Origin of the sequence: Sarcina sp. DSM 11001 (assembly GCF_900101015.1) — a bacterium.
Taxonomy (GTDB): Bacteria; Bacillota; Clostridia; order Lachnospirales; family Lachnospiraceae; genus CAG-791.
In genome coordinates, this window is sequence record NZ_FNFZ01000001.1 from 115,301 (window position 1) to 136,541 (window position 21,241).

General features: G+C 52.0%; 13 protein-coding genes and 1 tRNA gene. 9 read left to right on the forward strand and 5 right to left on the reverse strand.

Features of this window, described 5'->3' with window-relative positions:
• Positions 1–153: 153 nt before the first annotated feature.
• The 8 genes from BLT02_RS00415 (at position 154) to BLT02_RS18155 (ending at position 13,922) form a co-directional block, all read left to right on the forward strand.
• Positions 154–705 carry a hypothetical protein gene (locus BLT02_RS00415; protein WP_092990881.1) on the forward strand — a complete coding sequence of 184 codons (552 nt, stop codon included), beginning with the start codon at positions 154–156 and terminating at the stop codon, positions 703–705.
• A 549-nt stretch (positions 706–1,254) separates the two neighbouring features.
• A complete protein-coding gene (locus BLT02_RS00420; RefSeq protein WP_092990882.1) occupies positions 1,255–7,422 on the forward strand; it encodes a SpaA isopeptide-forming pilin-related protein in 6,168 nt (2,055 codons plus the stop codon).
• Between the two features lie 279 nt (positions 7,423–7,701).
• Positions 7,702–8,652, forward strand: a complete 951-nt coding sequence (locus BLT02_RS00425; RefSeq protein ID WP_092990883.1) for a hypothetical protein — start codon at positions 7,702–7,704, stop codon at positions 8,650–8,652.
• 329 nt (positions 8,653–8,981) lie between these two features.
• On the forward strand, positions 8,982–11,465 hold the full coding sequence (locus BLT02_RS00430; RefSeq protein WP_092990884.1) for a clostripain-related cysteine peptidase: 2,484 nt from the start codon (positions 8,982–8,984) through the stop codon (positions 11,463–11,465).
• Positions 11,466–11,559: 94 nt separating this feature from the next.
• On the forward strand, positions 11,560–12,261 hold the full coding sequence (locus BLT02_RS00435; protein WP_092990885.1) for a hypothetical protein: 702 nt from the start codon (positions 11,560–11,562) through the stop codon (positions 12,259–12,261).
• Positions 12,262–12,453: 192 nt separating this feature from the next.
• A tRNA-Thr gene (locus BLT02_RS00440) sits at positions 12,454–12,526 on the forward strand.
• Positions 12,527–12,749: 223 nt separating this feature from the next.
• Positions 12,750–13,040, forward strand: a complete 291-nt coding sequence (locus BLT02_RS00445; protein ID WP_092990886.1) for a hypothetical protein — start codon at positions 12,750–12,752, stop codon at positions 13,038–13,040.
• Between the two features lie 168 nt (positions 13,041–13,208).
• The gene (locus BLT02_RS18155; RefSeq protein ID WP_347474847.1) at positions 13,209–13,922 is read left to right on the forward strand and encodes a hypothetical protein; all 714 of its coding nucleotides are present in this window, start codon (positions 13,209–13,211) and stop codon (positions 13,920–13,922) included.
• Between the two features lie 273 nt (positions 13,923–14,195).
• Here the strand turns inward: BLT02_RS18155 and BLT02_RS00455 are convergent, their stop codons facing one another.
• Genes BLT02_RS00455 through BLT02_RS00465 form a run of 3 tightly spaced genes read right to left on the reverse strand, consistent with a single transcriptional unit; the run spans position 14,196 to position 16,411 of the window.
• The gene (locus BLT02_RS00455) at positions 14,196–15,131 is read right to left on the reverse strand and encodes a SufB/SufD family protein (RefSeq protein WP_092990887.1); all 936 of its coding nucleotides are present in this window, start codon (positions 15,129–15,131) and stop codon (positions 14,196–14,198) included.
• A 34-nt stretch (positions 15,132–15,165) separates the two neighbouring features.
• A complete protein-coding gene (locus tag BLT02_RS00460) occupies positions 15,166–15,912 on the reverse strand; it encodes an ABC transporter ATP-binding protein (protein ID WP_092990888.1) in 747 nt (248 codons plus the stop codon).
• Between the two features lie 19 nt (positions 15,913–15,931).
• A complete protein-coding gene (locus BLT02_RS00465) occupies positions 15,932–16,411 on the reverse strand; it encodes a DUF134 domain-containing protein (RefSeq protein WP_092990889.1) in 480 nt (159 codons plus the stop codon).
• 642 nt (positions 16,412–17,053) lie between these two features.
• On the opposite strand from BLT02_RS00465, the gene pfkB reads away from it, so the two are divergent.
• Positions 17,054–17,959: a 1-phosphofructokinase gene (gene pfkB / locus BLT02_RS00470; RefSeq protein WP_092990890.1), complete on the forward strand. Its 906-nt coding sequence runs from the start codon at positions 17,054–17,056 to the stop codon at positions 17,957–17,959.
• Between the two features lie 270 nt (positions 17,960–18,229).
• On the opposite strand, the gene glgD is transcribed toward pfkB, so the two are convergent.
• Complete coding sequence (gene glgD, locus BLT02_RS00475) at positions 18,230–19,339, reverse strand: glucose-1-phosphate adenylyltransferase subunit GlgD (protein ID WP_092990891.1); 1,110 nt, start codon at positions 19,337–19,339, stop codon at positions 18,230–18,232.
• Positions 19,340–19,460: 121 nt separating this feature from the next.
• Positions 19,461–20,597 (reverse strand): glucose-1-phosphate adenylyltransferase, encoded by a 1,137-nt coding sequence (locus BLT02_RS00480; protein ID WP_092990892.1) that lies wholly within the window; start codon positions 20,595–20,597, stop codon positions 19,461–19,463.
• Positions 20,598–21,241: the final 644 nt, after the last annotated feature.

The following is a 21,241-nucleotide window of genomic DNA, read 5'->3' on the forward strand; positions in this document are numbered from 1 at the left end:
TTTGGATTGTATTTTTTAAACTCATACACAAAAAGACGCTTGCCTGTAAATTAGTTCCCTGTTACACTTGATTTTAGTATTACTGTAATTATTTTTTAACATTTTTTTAACTTCATTTTTACGAATTAAAAGAAAGGAATAAAGGGGGTAGACATGGTAAATGCACTGAAAAAAATGATGCTTCATCTGTCGGAGTATGTAGAGATTATTTTGGCCATTTATCTTCTGATCGTCATCTGCCTGGTGATCGGGAGGACCGTGATGGTAGAAACGCCTTTGATCTTTACAGAAGGCGCGTCCCTTCACCATTTTCTTGAAGCAAGTCTGACGATCGCGGTCTCCATCGAGTTCCTGAAGATGCTGTGTATGCATACACCCGGTACTCTGATCGAGGTCCTGCTCTTCGCTATCGCAAGGCACATGATCGTTGAATCGCTGCCCCCGCTCCAGAACCTGCTGATCGTCTTCTCCATCGCAGTTCTTTTCGCAGTCCGCAGATACCTGCTGACGTCCTCCGACCAGAAGGGCATGAACGAACATATCCATGGAGCGCGCGATATCATTGCGGAGCTGACGCACTCCAATAAAGAAAAAGAGGCACTGCACAGCTATAGAGAGAATGTTAAAGAGCAGAAGCAGCTGAACAAGGTGGCCCGCAAGATTCAGAAGGAAGAGGAAAAGAATTCTGATAATCACGGCGCGTAAAGCCCTTTCGGCACTGATCCGTTACTGACGTGAGAGTGTTCTGTATTTATTGTTGAGATCATTCTTTTATTGTTGAGATCATTCTTTATGCTTTTGTGATTATTCTTGTTTACACTTGAGATTATACTGGTTTTATTTTCAGGAAACAGCACCGGCGACGGTGCTGTTTTTTTTGCCCGGACCAGGGCGGTATGATGTATTAAAAATCATCTGTCGATGAAAAAAACAATTGACAAACAGATGGACTGAGTGATATTGTAAATTCCACAGCAGAGAAAAGCTGCTGATATATTCATTACATTCTGAATTCTGTCCGGATTGGACTTAATACCATGTGCAAAAAATCATATAACGGCAGTCATACTGTTTTTATGCCTGTAAACGGCCTGTCCGATCTGCTTTATTCCTGATCGTGCAGGATTCGCCGGCGAGTCTTGATCTTGATCGTAAAGTACTTTGGCGAGTCCTGATCTTGATCGTAAAGGACTTGCGGGCATGTCCTGATTTTTGATGAAACCAATCCTGTTTTACAAGAAAAAGGAGGATGTTTTGAAAAAGAATGTAATGAATCATAGAAGGAATCACCGGCGGCGGGGGTTATCCCGTGTTCTTCCGGCAGTTCTGGCTGTCATACTTATCCTGCTGTCAGCCGGCAGCAGCATACCGGCGGGTCAGACAGCAGTTTTCGCAAAGAGCCGGGGACGCGCAGGTTTCACGGAGATCCACAGAAACCTGACAGCTTCTTCCGGGACGGATCACACACAGGTTCCAAAGACAGAGGCTGCGGCCGCAGAAGGGTCATCTCCGTCAGACAGGGAGAAGACAGGTAATCTGCCTTCATCCGGAAACGGGAAAGACAGAGAGGACACAGACAACAGAGAAAAGACGGAAACCGCTGCAGGAAAAGAAGACGGCACACCATCTTCCTCTTCTTCTGAGCAGGGCGGGGAGAATACCGGCGAAGCGGATACAGGAGAGGAAAAAACCGGTGGAGACCATCCGGGCGGGGGTGAAAGTGATGGAAAGGAACCGGCGGACACGGATAACAGTTCAGAGGATGGGAAAGACCAGGTAACCGGAGATAAGGAGACCGGGAACCAGGAAGCCGGAGAAAAGGAAGCCGGGGGAAATGGATCCGGAGACCAGGAGACCGGAGAAAAGGAAGCCGGGGGAAATGGATCTGGAGATCAGGAGACTGGAGAAACTGGATCCGGAGGACAGGGAAGCGGAGAAAATGCTTCCGGAGAACAGGAAGCCGGAAAAGATGAATCCGCAGGCCAGGAAGCCGGAAAAGATGAATCCGGGGACCAGAAAGCCGGAAAAGATGAATCCGGGGACCAGGAAGCCGGGAAAGATGAATCCGGGGACCAGGTAACCGGAAAAGATGGAAGCGGAGAAAAGGAATCCCGTGAAAACGGATCCGGCAAGGAGGCTTCCGGCGGGAAATCCGGAGACGGAGAGGACCGGGAGGACAAAGAAGGGGAGAGCGGACAGGACAAGACGGCTGGATCCGGGGAAGACGGAAAAAAAGACCCTTCCGGGGATCCGGGTTCAGGGGAAGCAGGCAGTAAGCAGGATGAAGGGACTGACCGGGCTGTAACCGGAGATAAAGGAAACTCTGGAGACCAGGACAAGACAGGGAAGGAAGCTGTACCGGAGAATAGCGGGCAGGCCGGAGCGGACCCGGCAGCCGGAAAGAATGCCCAGACTCCTGCTCCGGAGGGCAATGCGGGAGCCGCGGAGGGAAGTACCCTGCAGTCTCCCGCCGCTGTTGAAGCAGCAGAAGAATGGATGACTGCCTCTGAGTTCAGACGGGCATACAGCAGTGTCTCCCTCGGTGCGGGGGCATTGGGGGCCTCTACTCTCTCAGGCGCGAAGATCGTAAGTAAAGAAAGCGAGATCGATTATGAAGATCTGGGGATCGGAGCAGAGGGAAATGGCCATATCAACCACACCACCCCGATCAATGTCCGCGATCAGCAGGGGAATGACTATACGGGTATCTGCGTTGTCCCGGACGACCGGGGCTGGCCGAAGGGAACAGTCCTGCCCGATGTCAGGAGAGTCACCGATGCCGTGATGATCAAGCTCTATTATTACACAATGTTAGACAGCTACGGCGAAGACCTGGCCAGGTCCAAGGGCTTTGGCAATACGAGGAAAACGGCGGTCGCTGCCTGCCACGAAGCCATGTCCATGCGGTATGCGGAGCTGGCCGGGATCGAGTATGACAGGCCGAATCTGAGCAGCGGATTCCGCTCTCTCGTGTCCGCATACCGGTCCGGAGTATCTTCAAAACCAGTACCGGACCAGGACAGGGTCTTTGTCTATATCAGCGGCAGGACCCAGAGCAGCGGGCACTGGATGCAGGCCTATGTCTTTGGAAGGATGGAAGAGGAGGAAGAGGAAAAGCCTTCCAGCATCACCCTGATCAAGACGACCTCGGACCCTGATATGCGCAATTCCTACAGCGAGTATTACTGTCTCCATGAGACAGCGTCAGGAGGGACAGTGGACTTCCGCATGTACGAAGACAAGGCATGTACGAAACGCGTTCATGTGTATACAGGCCCGACGATGACGGTGGAGATCGATCCGATCCAGGTCGGGCACAACGGAAAGAGCGGCCTCTGGAACCAGAGCATTTTTTACTGTGCTCCCGGAACATATTATCTTAAAGAGGTGAGCACCCCGAAAGGGTATCAGACCAGAACGGAGCCCTTTGGCCCGTTTACACTGGCAGAAGGCAGAGGAATAACCATCAAGGCTGAGAATACACCCCGGTATGCGCAGGCAGGGATCCTTAAAAAGGACGCAAAGAGCGGAAAAGTCCTTGCGGGAGCGAAATTCGGCTTTTATTCCGATCTGGAGGATGCCCGCAATGAGGCTGATCCCGAGGGTGTCTTTACTACAGGAAGCGACGGCAGATCGAACCTGATCGATGTTCTGGCGGGAAAGACGTATTATGTCCGAGAGCTGAGCGCACCGGAGGGATACAAGCCCATCAGCGGGGTCAAGGCACTGACAGTGGCAGGCAGCGTCACACAGACAGTATGGACAGAAATAACCAATACTGCGGATGAGCCGGAAACGGGCAAGGTGCAGGTGCGTAAGAAACCGGCAGACTCCGGAGCAACCGGAAGTCCCTACAGTCTGGCGGGAGCAGAGTATACCCTCTATGACAAGGACGGAAAAAACGCAGGAACGCTCAAGACCGGTGAGAACGGCATCTCCAACGTGCTGACAGTCCCCTGCGGGAACTACACTCTGAAAGAGACTTTTCCGTCTCCGGGCTTTGACCTGGACACGAAAACCTATAACGTCACGGTCAGGGCGGACGAGATCAATCTGTTGGAATCTTCCGAACCTCCGAAAAAGGGAACTGTTCAGGTGAATAAGAAATCTTCGGACCCCAAAGCCACTGAAAGCCCCTACAGCCTGGCAGGAGCAGTGTACACGCTCTATGACAAGGACGGAAAGAGCGCGGGAACACTCAAAACTGGTGAGGACGGCACCTCCAATGTGCTGACAGTCCTCTGCGGAAGCTATACACTGGCAGAGACAAGTCCGTCACCCGGCTTCCAGGTGGAAGCTAAAGTCCATAATGTCACGGTCAAAGCGGATAAACTCACCGTGGTGGAATCATCCGAAACTCCGGAAAAAGGGACCGTTCAGGTAAAAAAGAGCACGGAGGATCCCGGGGCTGTGGGCGACCTTTACAGCCTGGCCGGTGCGGAATATACGCTCTATGACAAGAACGGAGAGAGCGTCGGAACACTCAGGACCGGAAAAGACGGCACTTCCAACGTGCTGACAGTTCTCTGCGGGAGTTATACGCTGAAAGAGACCTCTGCGCCCACCGGATTTGAGCTGGATACGAAAACCCATAATGTCACAGTCAGGCCAGTCCTGAACTCCGTAGTGGAGTCTTCGGAGAGGCCTAAAAAGGGGAAGATCACTGTCCGCAAAGTGTCCTCGGAGGAAAAGGAGAAAAAAGAAACCGACACTATGCCGGTGGCAGGAGCTGTTTACAGCCTGTATACCACAGAGGAAGATGCCCGGGAAGGAACAGGAGAGACCGGGACATTTGTGATCCGGGAGGACGGCTCCTCCGATACTCTGGAAGTGCTGGCAGGCAGGACTTATTATATCAGGGAGACGAAAACTCCGGAAGGATACCTGCCTGATGAGAAGATCTACAGGGCGGAGGTCACTTCCTTTACGGAAACAGTGACAATCGAGAGCGAAGACCGCCTGATCTTCGGCGGAGTCAAAGTATCCAAGCTGGACCGGGAGACCGGAAAAGGCGCACCGCTCGGAGGAGGATCTCTGTCAGGCGCGGTTTTCAAGATCTGGAATGACGGGGACAGGTCTGTCTATGCGGACGGGAAAAAGATTCTACCGGACGGACTTGCCATGACTCTGACTACAGATGAGACCGGGACTGTACAGACCGGGGCGCGGGCTCTCTCCTATGGGAATTACAGGATCGAAGAGGCTTCTGCCCCGGAAGGATATATGCTGTCAGAGGGAGAAGCCCTGCGATTCGCGATCAGGGAAGATAACACACTTGTAGACCTGACGGGGAGCGAAGACACTTCCATTAAAGACCAGGTCATCAGAGGAGATTTCTCCCTCAGGAAGATCAACGGATACACACAGAAACGCATGGCAGGCGTCACCTTTGAAGTGACGGCGTTCGATCGTGAGGGGAATCAGCTGGAAAGCCATCGGTTTACGACTGATGCAAACGGAAACTATGAGAGCACGGCAGAATGGTTCAATGCACAGAAAAAGGAGGAAGAGACAGGCCGTCTGTGGTTTGGTATCGATACGGAACCTGATGATTCCATGGGAGCACTCCCCTACGGGGATTATCTGATCACGGAGATCGAAGGGGAAAACAACCGTGGAATGAAAATGTTTTCTGACCATTTTTCCATCTATGGACAGAAACAGACAGTCCTGCTGGGAAATATTGAAAATACGATGAAACCGGTCCTGGAGACAGAGCTGACTGATGAAGACGGGGATCATTTCGCGGACAGCAGCGGGATCGTGACCCTGACAGATACGGTCACTTATGGAGGCATGGAGGAGTATATCGGAAAAGAAGTGGTCTTCCACGGTGTGATTCATGTCCGGGAGACAGGCGAACCCCTCCTGATCGACGGCAAAAAGGTAGAGGACGTCCGGACGAAAAAAATCATGTCCCCTTCCGCGACTGTCACCCTCCGGTTTACCTTCGATGCTTCAAAAACAGAGGGCATGACTCTGGTCTGCTATGAATATGCCTCTGAAAAAAGCCATCAGGAAGCCGCCGGGCAGGAGGATCCTTCATCCGGTTCGACTGCTCAGACAGCTTCTCCTGAGCCCCCGGCTCCCTGGCATGACAGCACAAACGGGGGCGAGGATATCGCTTCCCACGCGGATCCTGAGGATGAAGCCCAGACCGTCCGGCTGTGCAGCATCGAGACAGAAGCCGAAGATGCCCTGACCGGAATGCATGTCGGAAATGCCCGTGAGGGGGCAGTCACCGTGGATCATGTCACCTGCAGGGGACTGATCCCGGGGAGGACCTATACAGTGACCGGGCACCTGGTCAATAAAGCAAATGGTCTGCCTCTGAAGGATAAAGAAGGGAAAAGGGTCACTGCTCAGGCACAGTTTCAGGCTGAGGAGGCGGAACAGACGGTCGATCTGACCTTTACCTACGATGCCTCCCTCCTGGAAAACACGATAGTTGTGGCCTTTGAACAGCTTTATCTCAAGGGAGAGGACAGCCCGGAGGACCCTGATCTTCCCAAGGATCCGGAAAGACCCATCGCCGTTCATGAAGATCCGGAGGATGAAGACCAGAGCATCCATTATCCTGAGATCCGGACTTCTGCAGCCGCTGCAGACGGTGACAGCAAATATATTGAAGCAAAGGGCAGGATCACGGTGCGCGACCGTGTGCTCTGGGAAAATCTGATCACGGGACAGGAGTATCGTCTGAAAGGGAGCCTGATGAGGAAGGATACCGGAGAGTCTTTCCTGACAGCAGGAAAGGCTGTCGCTTCGGAAGCTGTCTTTACCGCAGAGGAGTCTGCAGGGGAAACTATTATCGATTTTAGCTTTGACAGTGCGGAAATTGAACAGGAGCTGGAGAAAGAAGGCCGGGATAAAACTGCCGACAGCAGCCTGCAGAGCCTTGCCCTCGTCGCTTTTGAAGAATTATATGTGGTTAAAGAAGAGGGAGAGGAGCTCATCGCATCTCACAGGGATCCCGAAGACCCGGCACAGACGGTGATCCTGAGAGAACCTGACAAGCCGGAAGAACCGGAAGAGCCGGGCGAACCAGAGGAACCTGAAAAACCAGAGGAACCTGAAAAGCCTGAGAAACCCGAGAAGCCCGAGAAACCTGAAAAGCCGGATAAGCCGGAGAAACCCGAAAAACCCGAAAAACCTGAGAAGCCTGAGAAGCCTGAAAAACCCGAAAAGCCTGAGAAGCCCGAAAAACCCGAGAAGCCGGAAAGTACGAAAAATACTGGATCCGGCAGGAAATCGGTGACGCCGGCCTCTCCTTCAACGGTCAGATCCTCCTATGGGGCAAAGACAGGAGATGAAACCAATATTCTGTTCTTCCTTGTACCTGTCCTGATCTCTGCGGCCGCTGTTGCCGGACTCTTATTCTACAGGAAAAAGACCAGGAAGTCAGGGCGGCGCAAAGGATGACAGATGACACAGTGTTAAGAAATATCGCAGCCTGCCAGCATTTTGTGACCTTGATTGGTCTGCTGCCCGACAATAAGCGGATATAAGCGGGTATATGTAGAAATTATATGTAGAAATTAAGAAGAAATACGGAATAAAACATCCCGATTTCATGATTTGCTTTTCACGAAAAGTGTCTTAAGTGGTATACTGAATGTGTACTGGCCGCCGTCATGGTTTAAGCCATGACGGCGGTATATCTTCATTATCATTATAATACCAGGGACTAGAGGTCTTTTTATGCACGGACACTATCATTGTTCTGAACATCCTCATCAAAAGCATAAAAGAAAAAACAGAGTGATCACCCGGACAGCAGTTTTGCTGATCGGAATCCTGCTGTCTCTGCAGGGTTGTGGGAAACCTCAGGCCGGTACAGTATACGGGCCCTCAGATCAGGAGGAAAACCTGTACATTGATGTGACAGCCCAGGAGGCTGCAGCCGAGGAGCAGGAAAACAGGGAGCTTCCGGAAGCGATGATCAGGGACAGCGGGTATACCATTACCAAAATAGACGAATCAGATGTGTATCCGCCCAAAAAAACAGATGAAGAGGGAAAGCCGCTGGAGGCCTGGCTGGTGGATTATGCAGTCAGGATAAGCAACAGCGGGAATGACCGGGCCATGATCCGGCCGACAGTGACAGCCGTGGCTGCAGATGCCGAGGGCAATGAGATTTACTCCAGCAAAAAGACCATCCGCACCTATGTGCTGCCTGGAGATGAGATCGCCTTTGCGTCGGATATGATCGTCCGCGGAGAGAGGCCTGAGAGTGTCTGGTTTACTGCCAGGTCCGAGGATCCTCAGGTTTTTTATCCCACGGATAAGGAACTGGACATGCCTTCCTCGGACAGCTACAGTGCGGGAACGGTGTCCATCCGCGTTTCTCCTGACTATGAGCAGAAAGCCCCCTCCGCTGGAAGAAAGAATTCGGAAGGCCTGGCAAAGGGATACTTTCGTTTTGGCGAGCTGCCAGAGCTTTCCGGAGACATCTCCTGTTCGAGGGATACGGACCAGGAGGCTTTTGTAACAGTCCTGTTCAGGCACGGAGATGTGATCCTGGGAGGAGAGACCGGACGGGTCATGATCCCGGCGGGAAAGACAGCCCGGTATGTCCTGACAGCGGCGGGACCGATCCCGGAGAACACGGACAGCTATGAGGTCTGCGCCTGCTCCATTGCCCAGTACTGAGTTATTCTTCATCACGCAGTACCTGTGACATCAGCCGTGGCATACACGCGCAGAAAGGAAACCCGCTTCATCGCGCAGGACCGGCTGGAGAATCCTGTATTCCGCTGTCTGTTTTTTACAGGGAGGGCGGCGGGGATCTCATCCCGGGCAATGAAGGAATAGCAGCAATGAAGGTATAGCAGCAGTGAAGGAATAGCAGCAGTGAAGGTATAATAGCAGATGAAGGCATAATAAAGGTAGTATTAGGCCTTAATAAGGCAGTACTTATAGATGTATTATAATGTATGGCGGTTTCTGCCATAGGACACTCATTGCGAAAGGGGGAAGACATGGATCGGGAACGACCTCGCGCTAGAGAAAAGAACGTGACAGGCAAGGGTACCGGACTGGGCCGGGAAGGGAGCGGGCTGGGAACCGGTCCTGTAGGCTCCGGAGACGGATACAGCGGACGCGGAAGCAATAACGGCAGGGGAGGCGGCGGGATCACCCGCGGTGCCGGATTGAGCCTTCCGGTGATCATTATTATCGTCCTTGTCTATTTCCTGGGAGGCGGAAACCTGTTGGGAGGAGGCGGCGGTGAAAGCAGCGTCAGTTACGATTACGGCAGCTCCAACCAGAGTTCTGGAGGCAGTTTCGGCGGCAGCTATGGCGGCCTGACGGGAGGCACTCAGACCAGTACCTCTTCCAGCTCCCAGGGCAGCTGGTCAACAGGAGGCGCCACGGGGAATCTGGATACGGCAGTCGCTTCAGGCTCCCGGGAGAAACGCACCAGAATACTCGGCGGCGGAAAAGATGTCGTCACCATCATGATCTATCTGTGCGGGACGGATCTCGAATCCCGCAGCAGGATGGCAACTTCTGACCTGCAGGAAATGGCGTCGGCGGATATCGGGGATAATGTCAATGTGATCGTCTACACGGGCGGCTGCTCACGCTGGAACAATGACATTATCAGCAGCAGGACCAACCAGATCTATCAGGTCAAAAAGGGAGGACTTCTTCCTTTGGAGGACAATGTCGGAGCACACTGCATGACGGATCCCTCCACTCTCTCCTCTTTTATCCAGTATTGTTCTAAGAAATTCCCGGCGAACAGAAACGAACTGATCCTGTGGGATCACGGCTGCGGCTCTGTCAGCGGCTACGGCTATGATGAGAAATTCAGATCCAGTGGTTCCATGAGCCTGGCCGGGATCAACAAGGCCCTCAGGGAGGGCGGCGTCACCTTTGATTTCATCGGATTTGACGCCTGCCTGATGGCAACAGCGGAGACCGGACTGATGCTCAATCAGTATGCCGATTACATGGTTGCTTCCGAAGAGACAGAGCCTGGTATCGGCTGGTACTATACCAACTGGCTGAGCAGTCTGAGCAAAAATACTTCTATGCCGACCCCGGAGATCGGCAAGCGTATCATCGATGATTTTGTCGATACCTGCGCGAGGCGCACTCCGGGCCAGGGGACTACGCTCTCGATCACGGATCTCGCTGAACTTGCCGGAACTGTTCCCTCCAAACTCAATGCTTTTTCCCAGTCGATTTCAAAATCGATCCAGGAAAAGGATTACAGGACTATCTCAAGAGCCCGCAGCGGAACGCGCGAGTTCGCCGCTTCCAACAGGATCGACCAGATCGATCTGGCTCATTTTGCCTATAATATGGGCAATAAAGAAGGAAAGGAACTGGCGGAGACGATCCGCAGCGCCGTCAAATACAACCGCACATCCTCAGGAATGACCAATTCCTACGGATTGTCGATCTACTTCCCCTACCAGAGCACAAGGTACGTGGACAAGGCGACCCAGACCTACGACGCGATCGGCATGGATAAAGATTACGCCCAGGCTATCCGTGAATTTGCAAGTATGGAGGTCAGCGGCCAGGCGGCGGCAGGCGGCAGCACCACCGGTTCCCCGATTCCTTCACTCTTCGGGACTCTTCTTGGCGGCTCTCCTTATGGAGGCGGAAGCGCAGCAGGTTCCGGTTCGGGAGGCTCCTCTTATGGCGGCAGCTCTCCCTATGGCTCCGGGATGAATGAAGAGCTGATCGGTCAGCTCCTGGGGTCTTTCCTGGGAGGCGACTACAGCTCCATCAGCGGACTGTCTTCCTCAAATGCAGGATTCCTGCAGGGACGTATGGTTTCAGATGAGGAGACTGTCCAGTACATCAATGACAATCACCTCGATACCTCTGCTCTCTATTGGACAGAAAATGAGGAGGGAAAGGCAGTCATGACCCTGTCCGAGCAGCAGTGGGACCTCATCCACTCTCTCGACCTCAACCTGTTTTATGACGACGGTGAAGGGTTTATTGATCTCGGACTTGATAATATCTACAGTTTTGACAAAGAAGGAAACCTCGTGGCAGATGAAGGAAAGACCTGGCTTGGCATTAACAACCACATTGTCCCCTATTATCATCTTGACACTTCCGAGGACGGGGATAACTGGACCATTACAGGCCGTGTTCCTGCATTTCTCAATGATGAGCGAGTGAACCTGATCATTGTCTTTGACAATGACCATCCGAAGGGATTCGTAGCAGGGGCACAGACTGTGTACGAGGATGAGAAGATCGAAGTGCTTGCCAAGAATCTCACAGAGATCGCGGACGGAGATGTCCTGACCTTCATCTGTGACTATTATTCCTACGACGGAAAATACCAGGACAGCTACAGGATGCCGAAGCCGGTCACTGTGAACGGGGACCTCACAGTCAGTGACGTTCTTCTTCCTGAAGGGAAAGTGAGGCTTACCTATCGCCTGACAGATATTTATAATCAGGCTTACTGGACAGAAGCGCTCAACCACTGAGCATATCTTGTATCTGACATGGAGTCGGAAATGATCGACCGCTGAGCACAACCCGTGCATCTCATTCGCGAAATGAGGACAGAGGAGGATCCTGTTGCTGCAGAAATATATGGATTCTAATAAAAAAAAGAACAGGAAGCACGAAGCGGCCGTACCAGGTCCGGACTGTGCAGCCGGAAAAAGCGGCCGGAAAGGGGGATCCGAAAGATGGATCCCCTTTGCTTCCTGCTGTACGACGGGACAGTTCGGACAGCTCAGGGAAGGCTTTAAACGCCATTGTGGTCCGACTGCTGCCGTCAACGTTGTCCGGATGGTGGAGAACCGGGCTGCCGCCGAAAGAGCGGACGGCTGCTGCAGGTCTGTCAATGCACACAGGATGACACCGCAGGAGCTCTTTCTGGTCTGCGCAGACATCGGCAGACAAACACACAGCTACTGGAACGGAGACTTCTTCGGACACTTCGGCGGGACGTCCAATTTCCTGATGCCCTGGTTCCTTCGCAGATGCCTGCGCGAGGCGGGGCTGGAAAACAAGGTGTCCGTCAGGTTCCACCCGTGGATCACTCCCGATGCTGTCGAAAAGGCCCTGAAGGACGGCGCTATCGTATACCTGGAAGTCTATTTCCATCCCAAATACAAGGATCACCATATGATCTGCTATGCCTGCAAAAGAGAGGACGGGAAACGACAGTTTCTTCTTTCAGACGGCTGGTCGCCTGTCCCTGTCTATGTCGGGGACGAGGAGCTTGGGCACGGTCATTTTATGACGATCGAGCCAATAGACGATTTGATTTAATGGGAGGGCATTTTCGCAAGCGAATTCTCCCCTCGACAGGATGTGTACAGTGACTTAAAGCGTGAAAAATAAAGCTGAAAATATAAAGCTGAAAATAGTTGAAAATATAAGGTTGAATGTTAAAAAAACTGTTGACAGCATCATGCGGACTGTGGTAGTATACTTTTGTTGCGGAAAACAACAAAACAATTTGCTGGCATAGCACAGTCGGTAGTGCGTCGCATTGGTAGTGCGGAGGTCACGAGTTCGATTCTCGTTGCCAGCTCTGAGAGTCCCTGAAGCCTGTTTTAAGGCTTCAGGGATTTTTTGTTTTCATCCCGCCTGTTGAGCCCGGAACCGTATCGGGACTTATGGCTTTGTGTTAAAATGAGACAGGATTAAATACAGGATTAACGAAAAGACTAAAGACGGGGTAAGAGGCGTGATCAAAGACAGGATTTGCTTCTGAATGGATCTTGATTCAGACAGGAAAGAGAAAAGGAGAAAAAATGGAAATTTATGATGCGATGTCAGCTCTTCGTGAAAAAGCACTAATGGACAGAACATTCCGGCAGAAGCTTCTGGATACATACAGGAGTGAGACACCGCTGTCGGATTTCTGCAGATTGAGTACAGAGGCAGGCATCCCTCTGTATGAAATGGACCTGCTGTCCGCGGGAGAGGATTATTATGCTGCGATGCGGCGTTCAACGAACGGAGGGGGCGAGAATTCGCCGCTGCTGACAGGGGAGGATGATTATTACGAGCTGTTTATCGAAGAGCTCAAGGGAATGGAATAAGAGATGGAATAAATAATGAAATAAAGGAAGAGGAAGAGAATAAAGAATAAAGGAAGAGGAAAGGAATAAGGAAGGATACGACAGGAGACCTCCGGGAGAATCCAGGAAAGAATCCAGAAAAGAATCCAGGAAACGGCAGGAATATAGGAATACACGAAGGAGCTAGATATGCTTTATACGAATCTGACGCAGAGGGCTATGGATATCTGTTTTAAGGCACACAGCGGGCAGAGAGACAAAGGGAATATGCCCTATGTGTTCCATCCCTTTCATCTGGCAGAGGAAATGGAAACGGAGGATGAGGTCTGTACAGCGCTTCTGCACGATGTGGCGGAGGATACGAAATTGACTCTGGAGATGCTTGCGGCTAAAGGATTTCCGCCGGCAGTCATGGAAGCCCTTACCCTTCTCACGCACGCTGATGACACACCTTATCTGGATTATGTGCGCCGCCTGAAAGACAATCCCCTTGCCGCCCGGGTGAAGCTGGCGGACCTGCGCCACAACAGCACAGCCGGACGGCTCAAGACCATGGGGGATAAAGAAATTGCGAGAATGAAGAAATATCTCCGCGCCCAGGCAATCCTGACTGGAGGAGAAGCGGACCTTGAGAAGATGACCCTGAAACTGACCTGCCGGATCCCTTATCTGGAAAAAGAAACAAATACAGGAGAGGGGGAAACAGAGATCCCAAAAGGGCAGGAGAGATCAGCCCTCCTGACCGTTTTTCTGAAACCGGACGGAAAGGTTAAGAAGTATGTCCTCTCCCTGCCGGATGCAGAGGAGGAACAGACTTATACTTCTGATGAGGAACTGCTTGAGGAAATCCAGCAGGAACAGTTGTCTGTTGCAAAGACCTTCGGGTTCATTTCCAGAAAATGACCGAATAACAGGACTTGCTTTATCCGAATAACAGTGCTGGATTGATTGAATAACAGTAGCTGCCTTGATTGAATAACAGGAGCTGCCTTGACTCAAAAACAGGAGCTGCCGCTTTATTGGAAAGCGGCAGCTCCTGCTATAATCTGGCTTATTTAATCTGGTTTTTTAATCGCAATTCTTGTTTTGATCTGGATCTGGTTTTTTAATCGCAATTCCTGTTTTGATCTGGATCTGGTTTTTTAATCGCAATTCTTGTTTTGATCTGGATCTGTTTTATTTCAGGAATCCGTTGATGATCTGTTCCTCAGCTTCCGCTTTGGTCAGGCCGAGGGTCATGAGTTTGATGATCTGTTCACCGGCGATCTTGCCGATCGCTGCTTCGTGGACGAGGGCGGCTTCGGTACTGTTGGCTTCGAGGGAAGGGACAGCGAGGATCCGGCCATTGTCCATGATGATGGAATCGCACTCAGTGTGTCCGCTGCAGGCGGCGTTGCCGACGACACAAAGGTCAAGCTTCTGGAAGGAATTGTCGCGGGCAACGGAACGGGAGACGACATCCGCGCTGGAGCCGTCGCCTTTGAGATCGACATGGTAGATGCTGTAGGCGTCCTGGGTGCCGTGGGTCATGAGGCGCTCATGTACAACGAGGCGCGCTCCGGCCTTCAGCTCAGCCTTTGTATCCCGCTTTGTGGAGTCGACGCCCTTGATCTGGACCATTTCCATCTCCATGGTGCTGTCTTCTTCCATATAGACTTCCGTACCCGGATTGAGGAGACGTTTGCCGGTTCCGTCGCCGGAACCATAGTGCTTTTCTACATATTTGACTTTGGAGCCTTTGCCGATGAAAAAGCGGTGTATTCCGTCGTGCTGGGAATCCTGGGTTCCGCAGTTGTCAATACCGCAGCCTGCCACGATGACGACATCGCAGTCCTCTCCGATGAAAAAGTCGTTGTAGACGACTTCCTTGAGGCCGCTCTGGTTCAAGACGACGGGAATATGGACGCTTTCGTTTTTGGTGCCCGGCTTGATCTTGATGTCGATACCGGAGCCATTCTCCTTGGAGACGATATCAATGTTCGCGGTGGTATTGCGGATGGCGAGTTCGCCGTTCGCGCGGATATTGACGGCACCTTCAGGCACCTTGTGGAGGTCGGCGACTTCCATCAGCAGTCTTTTCTGGATCTCATCTATTTCTTTTATTTTCAGCATGTCTTTTCTCCATTTGTTGGTTTAGCGCAGCAGTTTATTTGGATTTCAGGATTTTGCAGGCCTCGACTGCCGAGGGAGTGCCGATCAGGGCGGGGAGGATCTCCTCTCTGGGGCCGCTGGCATCGATCCGTCCATCCCTGAGGACCACGATCTCATCAGCGATCTCGAGGATACGCTCCTGATGGGAGATGATCATGATGGAACTGTCGTGGATCTGTGCGCGCATTTTTTCAAAGACCTGAATGAGGTTCTGGAAGCTCCACAGGTCGATCCCGGCCTCGGGCTCGTCAAAGACGGAGAGCCGGGTGCTGCGGGCGAGTACAGTGGCGATCTCGATGCGCTTGAGTTCGCCGCCGGAGAGACTGGCGTTGACTTCGCGGTTGATATAATCCTTGGCGCACAGGCCGACCTCGGCCAGGTACTGGCAGGCGTCAGCAACTGTCATTTTCTTTCCGGCTGCCAGCCGTATGAGGTCGAGCACCTGGATCCCCTTAAACCGGACAGGCTGCTGGAAAGCAAAACTGATCCCGGCTTTTGCCCGTTCCGTGACGTTAAGATCTGTAATGTCCTTTCCATCAAGGAGAATGCGGCCGGATGTGGGTTTCTCGATACCGGCAATGATCTTGGCCAGAGTAGATTTGCCTCCGCCGTTGGGGCCGGTGATCACGACGAACCGGTTGTCCCCGACGGTGAGGCTGATGTCGTTGAGGATCTCTTTATTGACAGAGCCGCCGCCATTGTCTTCGGTGACGCCAAACGAAATATTCTGAAGTTCCAGCATGTTTTTCCTCCACACTATTTTAATGATGTTCTGTTTTATCTTTGTCTTTAGTCATGTCTCTTGATACGCCTGCAGCGATGGAAGAATGGGTTCCGGCTGTGTCAGGCATCTGTCCGTCGGTGTGCTCTGTGACATGGTTTTCCTCCCTGCGGGTGCAGGAGTCGAGAAAGCAGTCATCCCGTCCTCCTTTGCACAGTTCCCAGCTGCCGCCTTCGATGATCAGGTCTTTGCCGCAGACTATGGCTTCAGCAACTTTTTTTCGCGCGGATTCGCAGATCTCTGTTGCGGTTGTCCGGGAAATATTCATCTGAGAGGCGCATGCACTGTGCGTGAGTCCCTCGTAATCCACCAGACGCAGCACTTCATACTCATCAACCGTAAGAATAACGGCATTCTGCAGACTGGAGGGATCCGCCCGGGGACCAGCGAAGGGAGCAGGTCCAAAGCGGATAACACCCGGAATATTGCAGATCCGGCGGCTTTTCTGCGGCCTTGCCATAGTACTTCTCCTCTTTATAGACAGGTTGCGAAACTCCCTATAACAAAAAGACACAGTGTTTCATGGTCACACTCTGTTCAGGGTGTGATCGGAAACGCTTGTAATTTGGAAACGATTGTTATTGTTATTGAAAGCATTCGATACCCGATGACAGTTCGGTACAGGGAACAGACCTTGTACAGATTATTTTCGACATAAGTCGATTATAGGGAAGGAATATATGGTTTGTCCATGCTAATTGCAGCCGGAGCCGATTTTTTAAAATACCTTTCCTGATAATGCGCATTTTGATAACCGGTACAGCCGTACCGGAGGCAGGGGACGCCATCATCGGTAACTTTCGTAACTTTCAGGATGCCCCGCGTGTGAGGGAGCAGATTATAAAAGGGCGGGGCTAGACCGGCTGTCACAATCAGCAGCTTTATGAATAACCCGCAATATGATATCATCGGGACAGAACGTGTCAAAGAGGAGGCTGACGCAAAGACAGCGCAAAGACAGCGCAAAGACAGCGCGGACAGTTACCGCACGTAAAAAGACAAACAGAGGAATCGTCAGGAAATGGTGTGACTCGGGAATGATGACGATTTGGCAGTTTTAACTTTAAAAATGATTGAGACAGCACACTAGCGGAGGACAGAAATGATATATACTGTGACGTTTAATCCGTCCCTTGATTATATTGTCGGTGTAGAAAATTTCAGGGCTGGTGAGATCAACCGCACCAGGTCCGAAAAGCTTCTGCCGGGAGGCAAGGGACTCAATGTCTCCATGGTTTTGTCCAACCTGGGACACAACAGCGTGGCACTGGGGTTTCTCGCAGGTTTTACCGGGCGGGAGATCGAGAGCAGGATGCGGGAGTTTGGCTGCATGACCGATTTTATCCATGTTGAGGAAGGTTTTTCCCGTATCAACTGCAAGATCATGTCTGATCAGGAGACGGCGGTCAACGGACAGGGACCAAAGATCAGCCGGAAGGATATTGAAGTGCTGGGCAGGAAACTCGACAAGCTGCAGGCGGGAGATATCCTTGTGATTTCCGGGAGTATTCCCAACACCCTTCCAGAGAATATGTACGAACGGATCCTCTGCAGGCTGGACGGCAGAGGAATCGAGACCGTAGTGGATGCGGAGGGGAGTCTTCTGACCAATGTGCTGAAGTACCATCCCTTCCTGATCAAGCCCAATCACCATGAACTGGGCGCGATCTTTGGGGTGACCCTGAAGACCCATGAAGAAGTCATACCCTGGGCAAAGCTGCTCCAGGAGCAGGGCGCACGCAACGTGCTGGTGTCCATGGGCAGTCACGGGGCAGTGCCCATAACAGAGGACGGGCAGACCTACAAAGAGGACGCTCCCCGGATCAAGGCAGTAAACACCGTCGGGGCCGGGGATTCCATGGTGGCAGGCTTTATTGCCGGTTATGTGGAATCCGGTGACTTCGAAAAGGCATTCAGACTCGGACAGGCTGCGGGCAGTGCCAGTGCTGCCTCTGTGGAACTTGCGACCGGGGAAGAGGTCCGCAGGTTAGTATCTGCCGGTGAATAAGATGCAGAAAAAGATGAGGAAAAATGAGAAAAAGATGAAAAAAACTCCCGCGAAACGGTCAGGTGTCTGATGATGTCTCGCGGGAGTTATTTCATCGTAAAAAACGGGATGATATCTGTCTGAAAAACGGGATTTTATATCTCCGTCAGGGCTTTAGCCTTTTTTCAGAGCCGTATCCCCTTTGTCAGGGGGCAGAGTATTATCCCCTTTCAGGGCCTTATCCCTTTGTTCCAGGGCCTTATCCCTTCTTTCGGGGTATTTTTCAGAGTATTACAGAATATCGCTGCGTTTGATGTATCCGGGCTGGTCGGGCTCAGCAAGGATCTTGTTTTCATGGATGACCTTTGCGTATTTGTCGACGATCTGGTTCTGCAGGACGACATTTTCACCGATCTCGGAATGTGCATTGACAACACAGCCTTTGATGACGGCACCCTTGCCGATGGTAACGCCGCGCCCGATGACGGAATCCTCAACGGATCCGCGGATCTCGCAGCCGTTGGAAACAAGGGAGTTCTTGACTACGGCTTCATCATAGAACTGGGACGGGCAGGAATCGGAAGTCCTGGTATAGATCGGCCAGTCCGCAGTGAAGAGGGAAGCGGCTTCATCAAAATCGATGAGGTTCATATTTGCCTTGTAATAGGTCTCAAGGCTGGTGATGGGAGCAAAGAAGCCGTGGTGCTCAACTCCGCGCACATCGAGCTCGCCGCATTTTGCGTTGACGATGTTGGCGAGTGTGTAGACAGAGGATGTCTGGTGTGCCGCATCCATCAGGTCGAGAAGGAGATCCTTCTTCATGATGAAGGATTCCATGAACATGTCCTTGTTGTCCTCATCACCGAGGTTGGGGGCGATACCCTTTACCTTATCGCCGTCCAGCTCGAGGGTATTGCAGGTGGTGTAGCCCTCCTTCGCGTCAAATACCTTGTGGTAGAGGAGGGTAATGTCCGCGCCGGATTTGGCGTGCTGCTGGAGCAGCTCGTCATAGTTCTGGGTGAAAATCATGCAGCTGGGCGCGATCACGACGTACTCCTGCGACTGTTTGCGGATGTATTCAATGTTCGAGAAGAACGAATTGATATTGGTGTTGTAGATAGGATTGACCAGTTCCTCGTCGGGGACGACGATTTGGATCTTACCGCGCTTGGAGTTGATGTTGTAATGACGGCCGGTACCGATGTGTGCGACCAGGGACCGGGGCTTTTTGGTGATATAAACCTGAATATTATTAATACCGCTGTTGCTCAGGTTGGAAATCGGAAAGTCGATCACACGGAACCTGCCGAGGAATGAGAAAGCTCCGATCGAGCGGTAGTTCTGCATTCCTTCAACCTTGTGCTGCGGGGAAGATGTAACGATACCAAATGCTTTTGCCATTGTTTCCTCCTTATGGTAGCGCCTTGCGCTGAATACGATTGACCATCATGGAAGCGCTTTACGCTGAATATCGTTTCCTGTCACCACACGTTGAACAGTGTGCGGGCAGTAACGAAAAATCTTATACATCTGTTGCCTGCAGCAGAATCTCCTTGCTGTCAGCACTGCCGACGACTGCGCCTGCGGCGATCTTGATATTATCCGCGACGAGGGTCCTGGTAACAACAGCGCCGTCCCCGACATTGGCGCCGGGCATCAGGACGGAATCGATGATCTGCGCGCCCTGGCCTACGGTCGCTCCGGTAAAGATAACAGAGTTTTTGACCTTGCCGTTGACATGGCAGCCCTGGGTGATGTAGGCGCGATCGATATCCGCGTCCGGACCGATATAGGCGGGAAGGCCGAGAAGTCCGCCGGCATCCTCGGTGTAGATCTTCCAGGTGGGATCGTCGAGGTTCAGCTCGCAGTTTTCATCGAGCAGATCCATGTTTGCTTCCCACAGGGAGTCGATGGTTCCGACATCCTTCCAGTAACCCTCAAACTTGAAGGCAACAAGCTTGTCGCCGCTGTTGAGCAGGGTGGGGATGATGTTCTTGCCGAAGTCATGCTCGGAATCGGGATCATCCATATCCTTGACCAGGAGCTCGCGGAGTCTGGGCCAGGAGAAGATGTAGATACCCATGGAAGCGAGCGTGCTTCTGGGATTGGCCGGCTTCTCTTCGAAATCGATGATATTATCGTCTTCATCCGTGATCATGATACCGAAACGGCTTGCCTCCTCCATGGGGACAGGCATGACAGCGATCGTTGCCGCCGCGCCCTTCTCCTTGTGACAGTCAAGCATCTTGTCGTAATTCATTTTATAGATATGGTCACCGGAGAGGACTAACAGATATTCCGGATCATAGCTGTCGATAAAATCGATATTCTGGGAGATTGCGTCCGCAGTGCCGCGGAACACTTCAAGACCGGTATCTGCCTTTTCACGGGGAGTCAGAACAAAGACACCGCTGTCCTTGGTATCAAGTCCCCAGAGTCCGCCCTTTGCTACATAGCTGTTGAGCAGGACGGATTCATACTGAGTCAGGACGCCTACGACGTCCACACCGCTGTTGGCACAATTGCTGAGGGGGAAATCGACGATGCGGTATTTTCCACCGTATGCAACTGCAGGCTTGGCAACTTTGTTGGTGAGGTCATGCAGACGACTTCCCCGGCCGCCGGCCAGGATCATTGCTAACATTTCAGTTTGTTTCATGATGAGCCCTCTCTTTCCTAATGATTGGCAGCAACCGGCAGGCACCGCGCTGACGTGATCTTCAGAGGAATCCGCCCCGGAACTGGTCTTGGAGACAGATTCCGGATCCGCGACAGCAGGGAGTCAGTATTCCTGCACAGGCGGCGGCTGTGTATGGCGGTACATGCCAGACTGCGGCAGGATCCTGCCGCATTCACCCGGAGTTTTCGCAACTTCACACCGGGCACAACTTATACATATTGTACAGGAATAGGGACATAAAGTAAATAATCTCTGACTTATTGCATAAAAATAATTCAGTGATATTGCTCTGTTCAGGCGGCGGAAAAGCCATCTTTCTGGTCATTCAGATATGAAATGTACGAAGCGGCGAGCCGCCTGCCGGCCAGAGACGGGAGAGCTTTGCTTTTCATGGAGGTGAAGCAGGTTACAGCCTGGCCCAGGGGGGTGACCATAAAAAGTTACGAAAAAGTTCATAATATGCGAATGTGTAAAGCCTGTTCATTTATCAGGTAAAATGATATGATAAAACGATCTTAAAAACAGGCTGCCGTCACAGGACAGCAGGTTGATCCACAACCTCCGGCTGCGGAAATGGACAAAAACGGAGATCAGGAACAGCTCCTGATGGACCGGAACGATTA

Coding starts and splice junctions, on each gene's coding strand:
- BLT02_RS00415 (WP_092990881.1), top strand. CDS start 154: ATGGTAAATGCACTGAAAAAAATGATGCTTCATCTGTCGGAGTATGTA.
- BLT02_RS00425 (WP_092990883.1), top strand. CDS start 7,702: ATGCACGGACACTATCATTGTTCTGAACATCCTCATCAAAAGCATAAA.
- BLT02_RS00430 (WP_092990884.1), top strand. CDS start 8,982: ATGGATCGGGAACGACCTCGCGCTAGAGAAAAGAACGTGACAGGCAAG.
- BLT02_RS00445 (WP_092990886.1), top strand. CDS start 12,750: ATGGAAATTTATGATGCGATGTCAGCTCTTCGTGAAAAAGCACTAATG.
- BLT02_RS18155 (WP_347474847.1), top strand. CDS start 13,209: ATGCTTTATACGAATCTGACGCAGAGGGCTATGGATATCTGTTTTAAG.
- BLT02_RS00455 (WP_092990887.1), bottom strand. CDS start 15,131: ATGCTGAAAATAAAAGAAATAGATGAGATCCAGAAAAGACTGCTGATG.
- BLT02_RS00460 (WP_092990888.1), bottom strand. CDS start 15,912: ATGCTGGAACTTCAGAATATTTCGTTTGGCGTCACCGAAGACAATGGC.
- BLT02_RS00465 (WP_092990889.1), bottom strand. CDS start 16,411: ATGGCAAGGCCGCAGAAAAGCCGCCGGATCTGCAATATTCCGGGTGTT.
- pfkB (WP_092990890.1), top strand. CDS start 17,054: ATGATATATACTGTGACGTTTAATCCGTCCCTTGATTATATTGTCGGT.
- glgD (WP_092990891.1), bottom strand. CDS start 19,339: ATGGCAAAAGCATTTGGTATCGTTACATCTTCCCCGCAGCACAAGGTT.
- BLT02_RS00480 (WP_092990892.1), bottom strand. CDS start 20,597: ATGAAACAAACTGAAATGTTAGCAATGATCCTGGCCGGCGGCCGGGGA.